This window comes from Streptomyces sp. ISL-100 (genome assembly GCF_018614615.1).
Taxonomy (GTDB): domain Bacteria; phylum Actinomycetota; class Actinomycetes; order Streptomycetales; family Streptomycetaceae; genus Streptomyces.
In genome coordinates this window covers 1-17,887 of record NZ_JAGGOK010000092.1, presented here as the reverse complement: position 1 = coordinate 17,887, position 17,887 = coordinate 1, and the positions used below count along the sequence as shown (strand labels likewise).

Here is a 17,887-nt window from a genome sequence, read left to right as displayed (position 1 = left end):
CTAATGGACGCCTCGGACGGTTGACGGCTCGCGTCAATTGAGTGGCTCCGGACCACTCTCGCTTGTAACTTGCGGATACCGCATCAGCCGCTTACAGGCGTCCACCGCCGCCGCCGAAGGTCCCTGGGGGGATTACGTATGTCCATGGCCACGCTCAGACGTGCCGCGAAGGAGACGGTGTCGGGGCTCCCCGACGGTTTCTGGTGGCTGTGGACCTCGACGCTGGTGAATCGCACCGGGGCCTTCGTGCTTACGTTCCTGTCGCTGTATCTGACGCAGGAGCTGGGTTACTCGGCCTGGTACGCGGGGCTCGTCATCGCGCTGCACGGGCTCGGCGGGGTGGCAGGTTCGCCGCTCGGCGGGATGCTCACCGACCGGTGGGGACGGCGGCCCACGATGATCGCCGGGCACCTGGGTACGGCGGCGGGCGCGGCCGCGCTCGCCGTGGTGACCAGCGCGGTCGGCGTCGCGGTGGTGGTGCTGCTGATGGGTGTCGCCATGCAGGCGGTACGCCCGGCGATCGGCGCGACCATCGCCGACATGGTGCCGGAGCACGAACGGCGGCGCGCGTACGCCCTGAACTACTGGGCACTCAACCTCGGCTTCGCCATAGCCGCACTCGGCGGCGGTGCGGCGATCGTCTTCGGCTACCGGACGCTGTTCCTGGTGGACGCGGCGGCCACTGTTCTGTGCGCGATCATCGTCTTCTTGAGACTGCCGGAGACCCGGCCGGTTGTCCCGCCCGTCGTCAAGGGCGAGGAAGCGGTCGCCGAGGCGAAGGTGAGCCTGCTGGAGGTGCTGCGGGACGCGCCCTTCCGGACGCTGGTGCTGCTCAACCTGCTCGTCTGCCTCATCTTCACCGCGCCGTGGGTCGGCCTGCCGCTGACCATGGCCGGCGAGGGGCTGGAGCCGAGTGCGTACGGCATGGTCATCGCGGTCAACGGTGTGGTGATAGTCGGCTTCCAGCTGCTCGTCAACAAGATCACCGACCGGCGGTCGCCGGCCGCGCTTCTCACCGTCTCCGCGCTGCTGTTCGCCGCCGGGACCGGGGCGACCGCGCTGGCCGGGACGCCGCTGCTGTTCGCGGTGACCGTGGTGGTGTGGACGCTCGGCGAGATGGTGCACGTGCCGACCAACGCCGCCGCCACCGCGCGGCTGGCGCCGGAGCACGCGCGGGGGCGGTACCAGGGCGTGATGGGCATGTCCTGGGCGCTGGCCGGTTTCCTCGCGCCGATCCTGGCGGGCTGGATCGTGGACGGGCCCGGGCCGGACGTGCTGTGGATCGGGTGCGGGGTCATCGGCTGCGTGGCGGCGGCGGGGTACGCGACGCGGCTGCGGCGGGTGCTGGCCGACTCGGAGGCGTCGGAGACGGCGGCGGCTGTTGCTCCCGTCCCGGCTCCTGAGGCCGACGGGGAGAAGGTCAGCGGCTGAGGGCTCGTTGCGCCTCGTAGAGGTTGGACGGGCGTACGGAAGTGGGGGCGCCGTACGCCTCCAGGCGTGAGTGCAGGGGGCCCGCGAAGTCGGGGACGTCGCTCTGGTCGAACTCCCTGACCTCGCTGATGCCCACGGTCGCGCTGTACGGGGCGATGGTGTCGATCTTGACGAGGCCGGCGCGGGCGTTGGTGACGGTCACGTTCCAGTGGGTGAAGCGTGCGCCGTAGAGGGGGCCGGCGGATGCGTCGCCGCCGTGTCGGCCGTTGTTGTTGACCGTGATCTCGGTGCGGACATTGGCGAACGGCATCCCGCGGTGGGTGTCGAAGGTGCCCATGTGCATGACGCCGCGCGACCAGACGTTGTAGCTCGACAGGCCCTCGACGTTGATGCCGTGGAGCTGGGTGCCGGCGGGTGCGGGCGTGGTGCGCTGCGCGATGGTGAAGTCCTCGACGAGGTTGTCGTGGGAGCCCTCGCGGCAGAAGTACGGATGGTGGGAGCCGCGGCCTTCGACGCGGGTGCGGCGGAGCGTACAGGCGGAGGCGGCGACGAGACCGAAGCCGTTGTCGACGTGGCGGACGGTGATGTCGTCGGCCCAGCAGTCGTACGCGCACTGGAAAGTGACGCCGTTGTAGCCCTTGTCGAGAAGGTGCGGGGACTGCGGGGTCTCGACCGCTTCGAGGGTGAGGCCTTCGACGCCGGAGCCGGTGAGCGGGGTGACGGGGGTGGTGATTCTCGGGTCCCATTCGGGGCGGATGTCGAGGGGCAGGGGGCGTTCGAGGGTGATCGTGGTGCCGGTGACGCGGGTGACGCGTACGGGCCATTCGTACGGGACGTAGCTGGTCAGCTTGGTCTTGTCGTCCCAGGTGTACGTGTGGGCGCCGGGGCTGTCGCCCGCGATGTGCGCCAGGAGGGTGGGCGGGGTCGTCGGCGAGGCGGACGAGGACGAGTTGGCCGGGCCGCAGCGGGGTGGCCGGGTTGTGGACGGTGAGCGTCCGGTCGCCGCGCCTGGCTGGTGCGACGGTGGCGAGGGTCTGCCATTGGTCGCGCTTGTTGCCGGTCCAGCCCTCGAAGGGCCAGGCCTTGGCCTTGATGGCGGTGGTCAGGGACTCGTAACGCTCCTGCGGGCAGAGCCAGATGAGGCCGCCGGCCCACGACCAGGAGGACTTGTCGCCGCCGTAACGGCTGCCGTAGGGGCCGATGAGCTCGGTGAGGTTCTTTGTCGCGAGCAGCTTCGTGCGGGCGCTGCCGGCGCCGCGCAGGACGACGTTGCTGTGGCCGATTCGGATGACGTCGTCGATGCGGTACGTGCCGGGCGGGACGAGGACGGTGCCGCCGCCACGGGCTCCGGCGGCCGCGAGGGCGCGGTTGATGGCGGGGGCGGCGTCGGCGGAGCCGTCGGGCTTGGCGCCGTAGTGGAGGACGTTGGCGACGAAGGGGCGGCGGGGGAAGCGGGTTGCCCCGGCGCGGGCTCCGGCTCGGCCGACGTACGGGATCTGGGGGTGGGTGTACGGCGCGGCGGCGAACTCCCGCCACAGGGTGGGGGACGCCTGCCGACCGGTGCTGAACGCGGGGGTGGCATTGCCTGCCACGGCGACGGCTATCGCGCTGGCGAGCAAGGCGCGTCTGCTGATGGCGCGTTGACCGATACCCATGCCGATACCCGCTTCCATGTATGTATGTGAACGGAATTCAGATACGCGTGGGCGGTGAGCATGCCACGGAGGGAGTGCGCGGGGAAGGGGGTGGGTGCGACCGATCCGGCGACAACGGCTGCGCCTACGAGGACTGCGTACTGAGGACTGACGAGGCCGGCGGACCGCCGGTCAGTCGGAAGGCCGCTGGGTCAGGTGCGTGAACGCGTCCAGGTTTCTGGTCGGCTCGCCGCGCGACACCCGCCACGCGTACTCCCTGCGGATCGCGCTCGCGAAGCCCAGCTCCAGCAGGGTGTTGAAGCTGCCGTCCGCCGCCTCCAGGACACTCCCCAGCAGGCGGTCCAGCTCGTCCGGAGTCACTGCCGACAGCGGAAGCTTCCCTGCCAGGTAGATGTCGCCGAGGCTGTCGATCGCGTAACTCACCCCGTACAGGCGCAGATTGCGCTCCAGCAGCCAGCGGTGCACCGCCGCGTCGTTCTCGTCCGGGTGGCGGATCACGAAGGCGTTGATGGACAGCGAGTGCTTGCCGACGATCAAAGAACACGTCGTGGACAGCTTGCGCGTGCCGGGGAGTTTCACCACGTACGAGCCGGGTTCAGGGCTCTCCCACTCGAGCTCCGCGTCCTTCAGCGTCTGCTCCAGCGTCTCGGTGACCTGGTGCGGTACGTCAGCCATGGTGCGAGCGTACGCGACGGCGGTGTTCGTGCATCGCGGCCAGGTATACGTCGGCCGTGCCGGACGCGGCCGTGTCCCAGCCGAACGACTGCGCGTGGCGGGCGGCCGCCGCGCCCATGCGGTCCACCAGGCCCGGCTCGTCGATGAAGCGCCGCAGCGCACGGGCGTATCCGGCCGGATCGTGGCCCTCGACCAGGATGCCGGTCCGGCCGTCCCGCACCGCGACCGGCAGGCCGCCCACCGCGGCCGCCACCACCGGTGTCCCCGACGCCTGCGCCTCTATCGCGACCAGGCCGAAGGATTCGCTGTACGACGGCATGACGAGGACCGATGCCGCCCGGAACCAGTCCGCCAGGCGGTCCTGGCTGACCGGCGGCCGGAAGCGTACGACGTCGGCGATGCCCAGCCTGGCGGCCAGCTTCTGCAGGCCCTCCGGCTTGGCGAGGCCGCTGCCGCTCGGTCCGCCGACGACCGGCACGACGAGCTTCGAGCGCAGCGACGGGTCCTCGTCGAGGAGCACCGCGACCGCGCGCAGCAGGATGTCCGGGGCCTTGAGCGGCTGGATGCGGCCGGCGAAGAGCGGAATGATCGCGTCCTGGGGGAGGTCCAGGCGTGCGCGGGCCGCCGCCCGCCCGTCGGCCGGACGGAAGCGTTCCAGGTTCACGCCGGGGTGTACGACGGCGAGCTTGCCCGGGTCGGCCTCGTAGAAGCGGGCCAGTTCGTCGGCCTCCTTCGCCGTGTTGGCGATGAGGCGGTCCGCCGCCCGTACGATCTGCGTCTCGCCGATGACGCGCGCGGCCGGTTCGGGGGTGTCGCCCTCCGCCAGCGCGGCGTTCTTGACCTTCGCCATGGTGTGCATGGCGTGGACGAGGGGCGCGCCCCAGCGTTCGGCGGCGAGCCAGCCGACGTGGCCCGAGAGCCAGTAGTGGGAGTGGACGAGGTCGTAATAGCCGGGGCGCTGGCCGGCCCAGGCCTGCATCACGCCGTGCGTGAAGGCGCAGAGCTGTGCGGGCAGCTCCTCCTTGGCCAGGCCCTCGTACGGGCCCGCGTCGATGTGGCGGACCAGCACGCCGGGCGACAGCTCGACGCTGGGAGGCAGGCCGCCGGTGGTCGCCCGGGTGAAGATCTCGACCTCGATGTTGATGGCGGCGAGGCGCTTGGCGAGCTCGACGATGTAGACGTTCATGCCGCCCGCGTCGCCCGTCCCCGGCTGGTGCAGCGGAGAGGTGTGGACGCTGAGCATGGCGATCCGGCGGGGCTTGCGGTGGTGGCCGCCGGGCAGCCGGAGGCGGGGCGGGGTCGCCAGTGTGCCGGCGAGTCGGGAGACGTACTGGCTCACGTCGGCGGTCCTCATCGCTCGGGGGCATGACATGGCGCACAGAGGGCGCGGGTGTGGCCCTCCGTTCAGCCCAAACAGCGGAATGCCTCCCTCCAATTTCCGCTTTACCAAATCATTACTTCAGTGACTCAACCTTTACGAGCCCCAGCGGGCGCTTACCCTCGCTTCATGGCCTCCCGCACATCCCCCTCGCGCCCCGTCGGCGCCGTCACCCGCGGGACGACCAACCCGAACCGTCTGCGCCGCATGGACCGCTGGATCGCCGCCGCGCACGGCCCTGAGCTGCGCCGCAGCGGTGACCCCGTCGCGGTCGACCTCGGGTACGGGGCCGCGCCCTGGACCGCCGTCGAGCTGCTCGGCCGGCTGCGCACCGCCGCGCCCGCCGCCGAGGTCGTGGGCATCGAGATCGAACCGGCGCGGGTGGCCGCAGCGAAGCCGTACGAGCGGGCGGGTCTCGCCTTCCGGCACGGCGGCTTCGAAGTACCCCTGCCCGACAGCCGCCGCCCCGCCCTGATCCGGGCGGCGAATGTGCTGCGCCAGTACGACGAGGGGGAGGTCGCCGCGGTCTGGGAGCGGCTGTGCGCGCGGCTGGCGCCCGGGGGGGTGCTGGTGGAGGGGACGTGCGACGAGATCGGGCGGCGGCATGTGTGGGTCGCACTGGGGGCGGAGGGGCCGCGGACGGTCACCTTCGCGACCCGGCTGGGGTCGCTGGAGCGTCCTTCCGATCTCGCGGAGCGGCTGCCGAAGGCGCTCATCCACCGCAATGTGCCGGGCGAGCCCGTGCACGCCTTCCTGCGGGACTTCGACCGGGCGTGGGCGGCGGCCGCTCCGTACGCCTCACTCGGTGCCCGGCAGCGCTGGATCAAGGCCGTGCGCGATCTCTCGGCCGACTGGCCGCTGGCGGACGGGGAGCGGCGGTGGCGGCAGGGTGAAGTGACGGTGAACTGGGCCGCTCTCCAGCCGCGCACCGGCTGAAACCGTTGCGGGTCTTCCCGAATGAGTGGCTGCTGAGGGGAACATGACGAGCTGCCCGTTCGTCAGAAAACCTGTGGGCGGGGGCCTCTGTCGTTTTCACGGACGGCATGGCAGCATCACCGCAGCGCACCTAAGTTACTGACGGTAAATCACATGCGGGACATGTGATGTGGGATCTGGGATCCGGGGGAGCTTGTGAACCGACGTCGCAGCGCCGCGACCGCGATCGCGCTGATCTGTGCCTCGACTGCCTTGACCGTGCTGGCCGCACCCGGGCAGGCGTACGCCGATCCCAAGCCTGCCAGGAGTGAGCAGCGCCTCCAGGAGGTGCGCGGCGAGATCGACGCCCTCTACCGAAAGGCCGGGGCGGCCACGGACGCGTACAACCTGGCCGAGGAGCGCGCCGACAAGCAGTCGTCCGAGATCGTGGCGCTGGCCAAGGAGATCGTCAAGGGGCAGCAGCGGATCGACGAGCTGAAGAGCAAGGCCGGGGCCGAGGCGCGCGCCCAGTACCGCAGCGGCGGCCTGCCCCCCGAGGCGCAGATGATGCTCAGCGGCGACCCCCAGCTCTTCCTGGACGGGGCGGGCCGGATCCGCGAGGGCCAGCAGGCGGCCAAGGGTCTGCTGGGCGAACTGTCCCGGACCCAGGCGGACTTGGAGGCGTACACCCAGGACGCGACCGCCCAGTGGACGAAGCTGGAGTCCAGCCGCAAGAAGAAGGAAGCGGCGAAGAAGGAGATCAAGAAACAGCTCGCCGCCGCCGAGAAGCTCGAGGCGACGCTGGAGAAGGAGGAGCGCGAGCGGCTCCTCAAGATGGAGCAGGACGCGGCGTACGAAGCGCAGACCGCCTGGCTCGACTCCGGCGCGCTCAAGGACGTCGGCAACAAGGCGACGAAGGGCGGCGAGGCGGCTGTCGCGTACGCCACGGCGCAGATCGGCAAGCCGTACGTCTGGGGCGCCGAGGGCCCGGGTTCCTTCGACTGCTCGGGGCTGACGTCGCAGGCGTGGCTCGCGGGCGGACGCGGCATACCGCGCACGTCGCAGGAGCAGTGGAAGCAGTTGCCGCGCGTCGCCATGAAGGACATACGGCCCGGCGACCTGATCGTCTACTTCGACGACGCCAGCCACATCGGGATGTACGTGGGCGACGGCGCGATGGTGCATGCGCCCCGTCCCGGCCGGGACGTGACGATCACGGGGGCCGGCTCGATGCCGATTCTGGGCGTCGTACGTCCGGACAAGTAAATCCGGACCTGCCGGGCGGACCGGCGGGCAGGCCGGCCGGCGGGCGGGGCGGACAAGATCAGGTCGCGAGCGGTGTCGCAGGCGGTGTCGCGAGTGTGGCGCAGGCGGCTGTACGGGTGATCCGGGGCGTGATGTTCGTCATGGCCCGGCACCCCGCCGATCACGCCGGATGCGTTGCGGGAAGCGGCAATATGACCCCGGCGGCTTTTCGAACGGCATTCCGTTGAGGCGCCGGGTAACGCTATGGTCCCCGTTTGGCGGAACGTCGATCGTCGTGCCGCCGCACCCTCGGGGGGAGGGAAGGAACCGAACCGATGCCCGTACCCGTACCGCGGCAGCGTGTGAGTCCGGCCGTGGAAAACGGTCAGGCCGCCGTCCTGCCGAAACAGCAGGTCGGGAGCAGCATGGAGTCCGCAGCAGCCACAGCATCCCCGGCAGCCACGGCCCCCGCCGCCCCGGCCGCCCCCGTCGTGTCCGCGAACAGCACCGACCTCACCCTGCTGGTGATCGAGGACGATCCGGCGGGGACGTTCACCGTCCCGTCGCTGCTCGACACCGCCGGCACCCGTGTCCGTATCCGCACCGCCCGCAACCTCACCGAGGCCGAGCGGCTGCTCACGGACGACGTGCACTGCATCCTGCTGGACCTGGCCCTGCCCGCCCCCTCCGGCGAGGACGGCGACGAGCTGGCCACGCTGCGGCACGTGCTGCGCCTCGCGCCCCGGCACGCCGTCCTGGCGCTGACCGCCGAGGCAGACGCCGAGCGGGCCGCCGAGGCGGTGCGCGTCGGCGCCCAGGACTTCCTCTTCCGCGACGAGCTCGACGGGCGCCAGCTCAGCCGCGCCATCCGGTACGCGGTCGAGCGCAAGCGCGCCGACACCGCACAGCACAAGCTGGCCGAGTCGCGGCTGCGCGCCCAGGAGAACGCCCGCCTGGAGCGCGGTCTGCTGCCCACGCCGCTGCTGGAGGGCTCGAACCTGCGCTTCGCCTCCCGCTACCGGCCGGGGCGCTCGCGCGCCCTCCTCGGCGGGGACTTCTACGACACCGTCCGCACCTCCGACGGCACGGTCCACGCGATGATCGGCGACGTCTGCGGCCACGGCCCGGACGAGGCCGCCCTCGGCGTCGAGCTGCGCATCGCGTGGCGGGCCCTGACGTTCGCCGGACTGTGCGGCGACGAGCTGCTCTCCACGCTCCAGCAGGTCCTGGAGCACGAGCGGGAGAGCGAGGAGATCTTCGCGACGCTCTGCACGGTCGACATCGCGCCGGACGGACGGCGGGCCGGGCTGTGCCTGGCCGGCCACCCGTCACCGCTGATAGCCCGCCAGGGCAGGGCCGCGCAGCTTCTTCCGTACGAGGACGGGGGCCCCGCGCTCGGCCTGCTGCCGCGAGCCCGATGGTCGCGCCGGCAGGTAGAACTGGGCGGCGCCTGGAGCCTCATGATGTACACGGACGGCCTGATCGAGGGCCGCGTCGGCCCGCCCGGGTCGAAGCAGCGGCTCGGTCAGGACGGGATGGTCGAGATGATCAACCGGCAGCTGACGGCCGGGCTCACCGGCGAGGCCCTGCTGGAGGCCGCGGTCAACGAGGCACGGGACCTCAACGGCGGCGAACTGACCGACGACGTGGCGCTGCTGCTCCTGGACCGCGGCTGAGCAGCGCCGCCGCGGCCGCTGACGTCCGGCGAGACGTCTAACGCCCGCCGTTGTACGGCCCGTACGGACCGTCGCTGCTGCTGCCGCCGCCCTTGCGGCCGCCACCGCCGCCGCCACCCGAGACCTGCTTGATCGCGGGCCGTACGTCGACCATGAAGACGATGGTCGCGACCAGACCGGCGATCTGCAGGAACAGCATCGGGATGAACAGATTCACGGCGACCGTTACGCCCAGAAGGACGAGCCAGAAGACCTTGGTCTGCTTGTCGGTGGCGCGGTACGCGTCCTCGCGGGCCGTCGCGGCGAAGAACAGCGCCACCACGGCGAGGACGAGCATGGCGAGGTTGAGCAACGACAACAGAGTGCCGAATCCCTGGAGCAACATGCTGTACACCGCCTAGAGAGTGGATGAGCGCCTCGCGGCCAAGGTACCCGGACAACGCGCCGGACACCCATAAAGGTGCCCGGCGCGCGCCCGTGCTACCTCACTTCTCGGCGGCCGGCGTGGTCTTCTTCGCCGGCGCCTTGCGGGCGGCAGGCGTCTTCTTCGCCGGAGCGGCCTTGGCCTCGGCCGTCTTCGGCTCGTCCGCCTTCTTCTCCGGCTCCGGGCCGGGCTCCACGGCGACGGCGATCTCGTTGATCTCCTCGGCCGCTTCGCCTCGCCACGCCCTCACGCTCTGCTCGCCGTGCTCGGCGACCTTCTCGTACGCCTCGCGCGCCTTGACCGCGTACTCGGCCGCCACGCCCACGCTCCGCAGCGCCAGGTCCTGGGCCTGCTCGCCCAGCTTCTTCACGTCGGTGTCGAGCGTGCCGAGCACCTCCGTGACCTTCGCCTGGACGGTGGCCTGAGCCTCCTTGGCCCGGCTGGTCACCTTCTCCTGGACGGCCTTGGGGTCGGTGTTGCGCACGGCGTCGATACGCGCCGGCGCCTCGGAGCGCAGCTGCTCGATCAGCGCCGGCACCTTCTTCGCCTGCTGTACGGCGAGGTCCGCGGTGCCGGCCGCGAAGTAGAGGGGAGTCGGGTCGGTGAGGGTCTTACGCAGGTCATCGGTGATGGCCATGACTGTGGTCCTCCCGGATCTCAGTTCACTGTGAGGGTGATGTACCGGCATCACTGCCGTCGGCCGTGCGGGGGCCGTCAGCAGAGGCGTCCGTCGTGACGTCCGTTTCAGCGTCCGTTACGTTCTCCTTGCGGAACGACTCGTAGATCTGCAGCAGCACCTGCTTCTGCCGCTCATTGATCGACCGGTCGGCGAGGATGACGGCACGCGTCTCCAGCTCCTCGCGCTCCCGCTCGTCGAGGATCCCGGCCTGGACGTACAGCGTCTCGGCGGAGATCCGCAGCGCCTTCGCAAGCTGCTGCAGGATCTCCGCGCTCGGCTTGCGCAGGCCGCGCTCGATCTGACTGAGGTACGGATTGGACACCCCGGCGGCGTCGGCGAGCTGCCGCAGCGACAGCTGCGCGTTGCGCCGCTGCTCGCGCAGATACTCGCCGAGATTGCCGACGTTGAGTGATGCCATGTCCCGAGTGTGCGCCATCGGCGCTAACTATTGCAAGCGCCTGCTTGCAATAGTTTTTCCGTGTCGCCGACACCCTGCTGAGCCTGAGCACGATAGGTGTCGCATTTGCAGGACAACTGTCGTACCAACGCGCCCAACCCAGGGTGTCCGAACGCCGCCCTGGGGGCGTCCCGTCGGACCCCTCCCCTGCGTCCGCCGCGGGTTCAGGGGCATCCGCGGTGGCGGGCACTGCGCGACTAGCTCTCCGATTGGCTTTCGATGCGAGTGACCTGATCAGGGCCGGGATGATCCACGCCGGGCACCATGGGGTTCTCGTAGTCGAATTCCACCCTGCCGAAGGAGTCGCTGGTGATGGGTGGGGGGTCGTTGTCGGCGATGATCAGTTGCAGGCGCTCGCCGTATGCGTCAGCCAGGGTCCTGAAGCGACTGTAGATCTCGACCGCGCGTTGCCGGTCGGAGGCGTTGTTACCGAAGGCCTTGCGCGGTGAATCGATCACGAGGAGCGACGGGACGAGGACGTCGGAGTGGTCGAGTCCGAAGGCGAGGAGCGTGAGGCTATAGGCGAGGTTGACGGAGGTGGCGATGCCTCCGCCGGAGGCCTGCAGGCTCTCGAAGGACCGTCCGTTGACGACCGGTAGGTAGGTGTCGCGGTCGATGCCGGCCGTTTCGACCCAAGGCAGGTTCCAGCCGGTGAGCAGTCGGCTGAACTCGGTGCTGAGGTCGCCGAGCAGAGTTTGGCTGGCCTTGAGCTGCTCGGACTTCTCCTTGATGTCCTTGTTGACCTGTCGGCGGTCGGCTTTGAGCGAGCGGATGTCCGCGTCGATGGTGCGCACCCGTGCCCAGGATTCGCGCAGCTGGGTGATGGCATCAATGCTGGCCTTGAGCGCGGCGACGCGGGAGCTGGCCTCGGCGATGGCGTCAAAGCGCGGGGCGACCGCATCACGGGTCTGAGCGTCGAGCTCCCGGCGCAGGCTGGTGACAGCGAAGCTGAGTTGCTGCGACCGCTCCCGGGCGGTCTGCAGGTGCGCCTCGTCCGACTGCTGAATGCGTTGTGCGTCCTCGAGCTGCTGCTGCAGGGCCGTGCGCGTCTCGTCGATGGCTGCCGGGTCGATGTCTGCCTCGACGGGTTCGGGTTGGAGACAGACGAGGCAGTGGCCGTCCTCGACGGCACTGGCCGCCAGCGACTGCATACACCGCGGGCAGACGACGAACTCGAAGGGGGAGAGCTGGTCGATGGCCGTGGCTGACCGTGCGAGACGGGAGAGGTCGAGCTGCACCTGAGCGACGACGGCATGCCGCGCCTCCACGAGATCCGCAGCCGCTGACACTTCTTCTTCGGTCTGCCGGGCGGCGCGGATGGCGTTCTGCAGCTCGTCTCGCAGCGCGGAGCCGGCGGCGGTCTGTTCCTCGAGTTCGGTGCGGAGACTGGCCAAGGCGGACTCGGCCCGCTCCAGGGTGTCGCGCAGCTGAGTGAGTTCGGCCCGCAGTTCGTCGTCGCTGCGCGGGTCGGAAGCCGCCAGGAAGGAGCTGACGTTGTCGTGCTCGGCGGTTCTGGCCTTCAGCTTGTCCAAGAGCTGGTTCCTGGTCCGCTTAAGCTCCATGAGCACGCTGTCGGTGAGCCCGAACATCAGGCGGAAGAGCTCTCTGCGCTTGGTCTCAAACCAGCTGTCCAGGTGGCCGACAACCTGGCGGTCGATCTCGCGAGCCTGGAGGTAGACATAGGCGTACAGGTCGTTGAAGGTGAGGTTCTGCGGCCGCGCGGCTCCTTCTCGCCGTGCGGCGACCTGTTCGCGCGGGAAACCGAGCGCGTCCAGCAGATGGTCGGAGAGCGTGGTGACGCCTTCCGAGGCCCGCAGAGGCAGGGTGCGCTCCAGGGCGAGGGAGTGCGCGTCGAGGAGATCCACGGTGTCAGCGGTGTCTCCCTCAATGGTCCGCCTGAGGACGACGCGTTCGTCGCCGGCCACGACCTCTGCCTTGACCGACAGGACGTGGTCGCGGACCGCCGGGGTGAGCATGGCGCTACCGCCGAGGACGTGTTTGAAGAGCATCAGCAGACTCGACTTGCCAGTGCCGATGGGGCCGGTGATCACGGTGGCCGGGCGGTCGAAGCGGTAGGTCTGTTCCGCCTCGGCGGTCGTGACGGTCAAAGAGACGATGCGCAAGTGGACGGCCATGTCAGATCTCCGTCCGCCAGGGCCGGTCGACAGCGTCGGGCAGACGGTCGTAGATAAGGTTCTTCAAGGCCGATCCTGACTTGTTGAAATGCCGCTTGAGCAGCTTGATCCGGCTGGCGACGATGGACCATTCCGGTGTTGCGGCAAGAGAGGCCGCGGCGGCCGCGCCCTGCGGTGTGGCGCGGAATTCGGCCCTGGCACTGTCGCTGTAGGTGATCAGGCCGCGGGCGGCGAGTGAGCCGAGGATGCTGTAGTAGCGCTGGTCCCAGGGCCCGTACTTGTAGCGGGTCATGCGGCTTTCGACCGCGAGGCGCTCGGGTGAGGTTGGGGCGGTTCCTACCGGCCACGATGCCTCGCCGGCGGGCAGAAGACGTTCCAGCATCGCTGGATAGCGCAGCAGAAAGTCGAGTTTGGCGAGTTTAGTCAGACCAGCGAGCCCCCCTTTGGGGGTGGTGAACTGCGAGATGAGCAGGAGGATTCGCGCCTCGTGGTAGTGGACCTCGCGTTGCTCGGCCTGCCGCCGCTGAGTCCGCATGCGCGCCACGGCGGTCTCAAAGTCGGCGCTGTGGGTCATGAGGCTTCCCCATCCGCGTCGAAAGGCTCGGAGAAGAAGAAGAGGCACTCATCGCACAACTGGTAAGCCAGCCCCCGCAGGTGCAGGTTATTGAGCAGGAACGGCGGTAGCGAGGGCAGAGCGTCGACCTTCAGCTTCTCAGCCAACAGGTCGTTCATCCTGTTGCCGAACTCCCTGCCCTCGGCGGCCTGCGCGCGCGCATGGCGTCGGCACTCGAAAGCCATCTCCAGCACGTCCATGGACAAGTTCATAAGGTCGGTTTCGTCCCCGGCCAGGCCAGAGCGGCGCTCGGACCAGGTCGTGTACCACGCTGAGCGGAGCCGTTCGGCGAACGCCGCCTCGTCCGAGGGCACCAGGCCCCGGCGCAGCTTGCGGCTGAGCTTGACCCCTCCTGGTGCCACCACAGGCGCCTGGCCGCGAGGGAATGTGGGCAGCTGAACCGTCGTGTAGGCGATCTCCTGGCGGATGATCTCACGGGTGATTCTGCGCCGGCCGATGCGCTGCTGCATCCGCGTGCTGTGGCGCACGCGGCTCGGGTCAGCGATGTAAACAGCAAGTTGGCTGCGGTCGCTCTCATCACGGTTGGCGCGCTCGATCCGATCCACGATGCCCCGGTAGGTGTTCTCAAGGTCTACATGTGCCAGCTGCATTTGCTCGACGGCAGGCACCAGAAGCCGTTGAATGTTGACATCGGTGATGTGTTCGCGCTGGGCTGGCTCGCAGGAGATCTCCAGCACCGCGAGGAAACGCCCGACCTTGTCCACGAACCCCGTTGGCATCTGGATGTCCGCGAGCTTGCGCACCTGGGGGGTGTCCGGGACGTTGGGGTAGGGCTGTTTCCAGCGGACTTTGAGCATCTGGCGGGCGATTGTCTCTGCCATGGCGGTCAGCCCGACCGTGAGTTCCGGCTCCGGGCCGCACATCCGAGCCAGCGTACCGGCATTACCCTTGATCGGACTCAGTGCCGCGTTCGTCGCCAGTCTGAGACGGACATTGGCGGCACATTCACACGCGCACCAGCGGTCGAAGAGGTGGGTTAGGCCGCCGCTCTTGCACAACTCCGTGAGCGACCATGTGCCTTGGTTCTCTTCACGATGTTTGACCGATACCAGTTCTACTGATCCGTCGGCCCACGCTACGACGAAGTCTTCATGCCACTCGCAGACGACGAAGTCGATGGCGTCCTGCGTCAGCATGGCGAGACAGTCCCGTGCGGCCACCTCTGCCTGGTACCGGTAACGACCCAGCGTGTCCGAGCCACTGTCTTCCTCGGGGGCCAGTTCGAAGATTGCGTGCGCTGAACCGTCCGGACCGTCCGGCTCAGCGGGCGCTCTGACGCCTTCGGCCCCAACGCCCATGCCCGCCGTATCGACCATCGACGCCCCCGATCCGCGGCCCTGCATCAGGGCACGTCCCCCCGCCGCTTCCATCCCGACACCGGAATTGAAGATCCCTACCTGTATCACACTCCAACACCAACGTGTGACAGTCCGTGTCAACCTGATGCGCAATCAGACTTTCGTACACTCGCCTCGGCAGAGGACGACGGGCGCTCACCAGGGCAGATTCAGAAGCCGTCAGAGGCAGGGAAACAGTGACAGCTCGGTGAGGTCGCAGACAGTTTCCAAGCGATTCACAGCCAAGCTCTCCCTCCTCTGCCCAGGCGGAGAAGCGGGAGGACGTGGCTCTGCCGCCCCCGAATCCCACAACCGGCTCCCGTTCACGGCAGGAGATGATGGAGCCATGGATGTGGGGACGCCGCAGCCGATCGAGCACGGCGTGATGCTTTACCGGGTGAGCGATCACGCTGCAGCCTTTCTGCCCGCCGGAAGATCCATGACCGCTTCTCTCAGCGAGGCCGAGATCCAAGATGGTCGGCGAAGCCAGGTGCTCAGTGCGAGGTCGGTCTCCCTCAGTCGTTGAACAAGCGGGGCCAACCGACGCCGGGCGTCTCCCGGATCGTGTGTGTCGAGCAGATTCGCTGCGATGTCGAGTGCCGCGCCGGTGGCGAGGCACTCTATGGGCGGTGTGGTGTAAGGCTTGGAGGTCTTCTTCTTGCCCGGCGTGTTGAGCAGAGGGTCGGCCTGCGCAACGCGGTAGGCGTGCTCCTCGTCGATGGTGGCGGCCAGCCTGAGTGTGCTGGCGCACTCGCGGGCGACGGGCCAGGACCTGAAAATCATGGCGACCGTGGCGCGCAGGTCGGCGAAGTAGTGAGGGACGGGGACCGGTGCGCCAGCGCTCATCGTGGACTCGGGGCCGTCGGCAGCAAGCAGGTCAATGAGCTGTCGCTGGAGTTGTGAGAGCACGGTCATGGTTGCTGCATCGGGTGGTGCTGCGGGAGGCGTATCGAGCCGGGTCAGGTCGGCTGCGCAGGCTGTTCCGGGCTGCTGCAGTGGTGTATGCCTCGTGGTGAAGCGGCACTGCCATGGGTGAAGTGTCTGATCGCACGGGCGCGCGATGGCGTTTGCTGCGGGGGCGAACTGGGCGGGTGTTGCGCAGCCGGGGCATTGGCGCTGGAGAAGGCGTTGATGCCGGAGGCAAAGGAAGGTCACGGGGAGACGCCACAACCGTCTCCAGGCGCCACCGTGGAGATCCTGGATAGCGGTACCGTCCCCAGCGAGACAGTGCGGGCAGTAGCGCGTGGAGCGGGTCAGGACCCATGGGTTGTCGTAAATCATCCGTGCTGGGGTGCGGCGTGGGGTAAGCGCGGGGTTCAGCGGCCCGTAGCGCTCTCCGAACGGGGCGAGCAGCATGCTGCTGACTTCGGCGGGCGTCAGCTGTGTGGCGTGAGCGAAACCCGTGAGGTGTTCGTAGTCCAAGTGGTACAGGAAGCCCAGAGGGAGACGGGAGGGCAAGCCGGTACGGATGGCGATCTCTCCGGGTGTCGTACCCAGCCTGTGGGCGAGCCGGAGTACGAATCCGGTGAGGGTCTCGTCGGGCAACGGGTCGAGGCTGCGCGGCAGGGGGCGCATGGTCAGCCGTTTCGCGGGCCGCGAATGTAGATCTCGGGGTTCGAACTGTCCGTTGTCTCCTTCGCCGCTCCAAGAACTTCCTGCAACGCAGAGGACGTGCCGGAAAGGCGGGCGAGTTTCCGGAAGGTGTCCCGGTGCAGCATCAGGGCGCTGTCGTAGAGGGGGCGTACGACCATCCGCGTCCACCGCTTCTCGCGGCCATCAAGCATGCGTTCAGCGATCGTCAGTACCGCGCCCATAGTCAGGGGGGATTCCATAGGCGAGAGGAGCGAGTTGATCCCGTACGGTCTTTTCGACACGCCTGACGCGCGGCGTCGGCTGTAGCGCAGTCGCTGCTCTGCCTCTTGCCCGATGACCTGGGCCAGGGTGGGTGTCGCTGCGAAGCCGCTGGCCTCTGGCCAAGTGGCCAGGACCAGGGTGGCAACGACACGCAGGTCAATGAAGTATTGGGCGACCGGAACGAGTTGGCCGCAGCTGTTGATTTTCTGTGGCCCATCGGCTGACAACACCGCGTCGAGGCGTTGCTGGAGGGCCAGCAGCACACCGAGGGAGTCAGCGTCTCCCGGCTGGCGAGGAGAGCGGATACGCGCAAGGTCGGTCCCGCAGACCGAGCGTCGTACGCTGCCCGTTCGCGAGGCGGGAGACGTGGCTCGGCACTGGGCTGGATGAAGATCTACCGTGCTTGGGCGAGCGATCAGGCCGTTGGGGGCGAATTGGCCAGGGGTTCGGCACTCGGGACAGGTACGGCTCAGGAGTTGCTGGTGTCGCGAACACGCGAAGACCATCGGCAACCGCCAGGTCCGCTTCCAGGCACCTCCGTACAGGCGTCCCAGCGGATCGTCGTCACCCACGAGGCATGGCGGGCAGTACTGCGAAGTCCGCATAAATAGCCAGCGGTTGGGGCGGCCCAACTGTTGTGGGCTGGTCCACGGCTGATATCGGCTGCTCACGAGGCCGTATCGGTGCCCCATGGGGGCGAGCAGCAGCTTGCTGGCCTCCGGCACAGTCAGGTGTGCCGCACGTGCTGCCCGGACGAGACGTGGCTTGTCCATGTCCGCGAGCAGCCAAGGCGAAACGACGCCGGGCGTGTCGTCCGTCGCGTCCATCAACCCCATACGATCAGCGATTTGAGCCGGGGTCGTGCCGTTGTGAAGAGCGAGGCGGAGTAGGAAGCCGACGAGGGTCTCGTCATCGAGCGGGTCAAGGCTGCGTGACAGGGGGCGGCGGGTCATGCTTCAGCCGCCGGAGGGGTGCCTCGGTCGTCGTAGACGCTGTTGCGGCCCTTCCTGGGCTTCGGGCCCGGTTTCCGTTTTGGAGAGGTGTCGATGTCGGGGATCTCGCCGGCTCCGGCGTCCCGTCCGTCGTCTTTCCCTGGGACGTTTCCCAGGTTGATGGTGATCTCGTCGAGGAGGTCGATCGTCAGGTCCTCCAGGCCACTCTCCATGGATTTGACCAGGCCGTCCTCGACCAAGCGCCGCAGGAGGCCGACGATGCCATGCGTCCGGCGGTAGAGGTACTCGGGCATCTCGCCTTCGGACAGCGTGCCCGGTCCGGCGTGGAAGAGCCGGATCTGGTTCTCCATGCCAGCAATGTGCGCCACGAACGCCGTGATGCCAGCGTCGCTGCTGTAGTCGAACAGGTCAAGGTCGACTAGAAGGCCGCTGAAGATCT

General features: G+C 68.7%; 14 protein-coding genes and 4 pseudogenes. 4 read left to right on the top strand and 14 right to left on the bottom strand.

Going from position 1 to position 17,887, the window contains the following annotated elements; all coding sequences use genetic code 11:
* Positions 1-144: 144 nt before the first annotated feature.
* Positions 145-1,431, top strand: a complete 1,287-nt coding sequence (locus tag J7E89_RS34390; RefSeq protein WP_251061473.1) for an MFS transporter — start codon at positions 145-147, stop codon at positions 1,429-1,431.
* Here J7E89_RS34390 and J7E89_RS34385 read toward each other — a convergent pair.
* From J7E89_RS34385 to mshA, 3 genes and pseudogenes are all read right to left on the bottom strand, one after another.
* Positions 1,421-3,104: pseudogene (locus J7E89_RS34385) on the bottom strand (glycosyl hydrolase family 28-related protein). The gene J7E89_RS34390 and the pseudogene J7E89_RS34385 sit on opposite strands and share 11 nt — an antisense overlap.
* Positions 3,105-3,257: 153 nt before the next feature.
* The gene (locus J7E89_RS34380; protein ID WP_214979375.1) at positions 3,258-3,761 is read right to left on the bottom strand and encodes a YbjN domain-containing protein; all 504 of its coding nucleotides are present in this window, start codon (positions 3,759-3,761) and stop codon (positions 3,258-3,260) included.
* A complete protein-coding gene (gene mshA / locus J7E89_RS34375) occupies positions 3,754-5,100 on the bottom strand; it encodes a D-inositol-3-phosphate glycosyltransferase (RefSeq protein ID WP_214979373.1) in 1,347 nt (448 codons plus the stop codon). Before mshA ends, J7E89_RS34380 begins: the two co-directional genes overlap by 8 nt.
* A 168-nt stretch (positions 5,101-5,268) precedes the next feature.
* Here mshA and J7E89_RS34370 point away from each other — a divergent pair, with 168 nt between their 5' ends.
* The 3 genes from J7E89_RS34370 to J7E89_RS34360 all read left to right on the top strand — a co-directional run bounded on the left by J7E89_RS34370 (position 5,269) and on the right by J7E89_RS34360 (position 8,975).
* Positions 5,269-6,075 (top strand): class I SAM-dependent methyltransferase, encoded by an 807-nt coding sequence (locus J7E89_RS34370; RefSeq protein WP_214979371.1) that lies wholly within the window; start codon positions 5,269-5,271, stop codon positions 6,073-6,075.
* A gap of 195 nt (positions 6,076-6,270) precedes the next feature.
* Positions 6,271-7,320, top strand: a complete 1,050-nt coding sequence (locus J7E89_RS34365) for an NlpC/P60 family protein (RefSeq protein WP_214979369.1) — start codon at positions 6,271-6,273, stop codon at positions 7,318-7,320.
* Between the two features lie 314 nt (positions 7,321-7,634).
* Positions 7,635-8,975 carry a PP2C family protein-serine/threonine phosphatase gene (locus tag J7E89_RS34360; protein ID WP_214979367.1) on the top strand — a complete coding sequence of 447 codons (1,341 nt, stop codon included), beginning with the start codon at positions 7,635-7,637 and terminating at the stop codon, positions 8,973-8,975.
* A gap of 37 nt (positions 8,976-9,012) precedes the next feature.
* Here the strand turns inward: J7E89_RS34360 and J7E89_RS34355 are convergent, their stop codons facing one another.
* The 11 genes and pseudogenes from J7E89_RS34355 to J7E89_RS34315 form a co-directional block, all read right to left on the bottom strand.
* Positions 9,013-9,360 carry a DUF2516 family protein gene (locus tag J7E89_RS34355; protein WP_214979405.1) on the bottom strand — a complete coding sequence of 116 codons (348 nt, stop codon included), beginning with the start codon at positions 9,358-9,360 and terminating at the stop codon, positions 9,013-9,015.
* Positions 9,361-9,460: 100 nt separating this feature from the next.
* The gene (locus J7E89_RS34350; protein WP_214979365.1) at positions 9,461-10,036 is read right to left on the bottom strand and encodes a hypothetical protein; all 576 of its coding nucleotides are present in this window, start codon (positions 10,034-10,036) and stop codon (positions 9,461-9,463) included.
* 25 nt (positions 10,037-10,061) lie between these two features.
* Positions 10,062-10,496, bottom strand: a complete 435-nt coding sequence (locus J7E89_RS34345) for a helix-turn-helix domain-containing protein (RefSeq protein WP_214979363.1) — start codon at positions 10,494-10,496, stop codon at positions 10,062-10,064.
* A gap of 236 nt (positions 10,497-10,732) precedes the next feature.
* On the bottom strand, positions 10,733-12,670 hold the full coding sequence (locus tag J7E89_RS34340; RefSeq protein ID WP_214979362.1) for an ATP-binding protein: 1,938 nt from the start codon (positions 12,668-12,670) through the stop codon (positions 10,733-10,735).
* Between the two features lies 1 nt (position 12,671).
* Positions 12,672-13,244 (bottom strand): hypothetical protein, encoded by a 573-nt coding sequence (locus J7E89_RS34335; protein WP_214979360.1) that lies wholly within the window; start codon positions 13,242-13,244, stop codon positions 12,672-12,674.
* Positions 13,241-14,710 carry a dsDNA nuclease domain-containing protein gene (locus J7E89_RS34330; protein WP_308315696.1) on the bottom strand — a complete coding sequence of 490 codons (1,470 nt, stop codon included), beginning with the start codon at positions 14,708-14,710 and terminating at the stop codon, positions 13,241-13,243. Before J7E89_RS34330 ends, J7E89_RS34335 begins: the two co-directional genes overlap by 4 nt.
* A 336-nt stretch (positions 14,711-15,046) precedes the next feature.
* The gene (locus tag J7E89_RS41415; RefSeq protein WP_251061478.1) at positions 15,047-15,556 is read right to left on the bottom strand and encodes a hypothetical protein; all 510 of its coding nucleotides are present in this window, start codon (positions 15,554-15,556) and stop codon (positions 15,047-15,049) included.
* A gap of 216 nt (positions 15,557-15,772) precedes the next feature.
* Positions 15,773-16,216, bottom strand: a pseudogene (locus J7E89_RS41410) (TniQ family protein); the annotation flags it as partial.
* 2 nt (positions 16,217-16,218) lie between these two features.
* Positions 16,219-16,758 carry a hypothetical protein gene (locus tag J7E89_RS41405; RefSeq protein ID WP_251061471.1) on the bottom strand — a complete coding sequence of 180 codons (540 nt, stop codon included), beginning with the start codon at positions 16,756-16,758 and terminating at the stop codon, positions 16,219-16,221.
* A gap of 267 nt (positions 16,759-17,025) precedes the next feature.
* Positions 17,026-17,448, bottom strand: a pseudogene (locus J7E89_RS42525) (TniQ family protein); the annotation flags it as partial.
* Positions 17,445-17,887 (bottom strand): annotated as a pseudogene (locus J7E89_RS34315) (hypothetical protein); the annotation flags it as partial. The pseudogenes J7E89_RS42525 and J7E89_RS34315, both read right to left, overlap by 4 nt.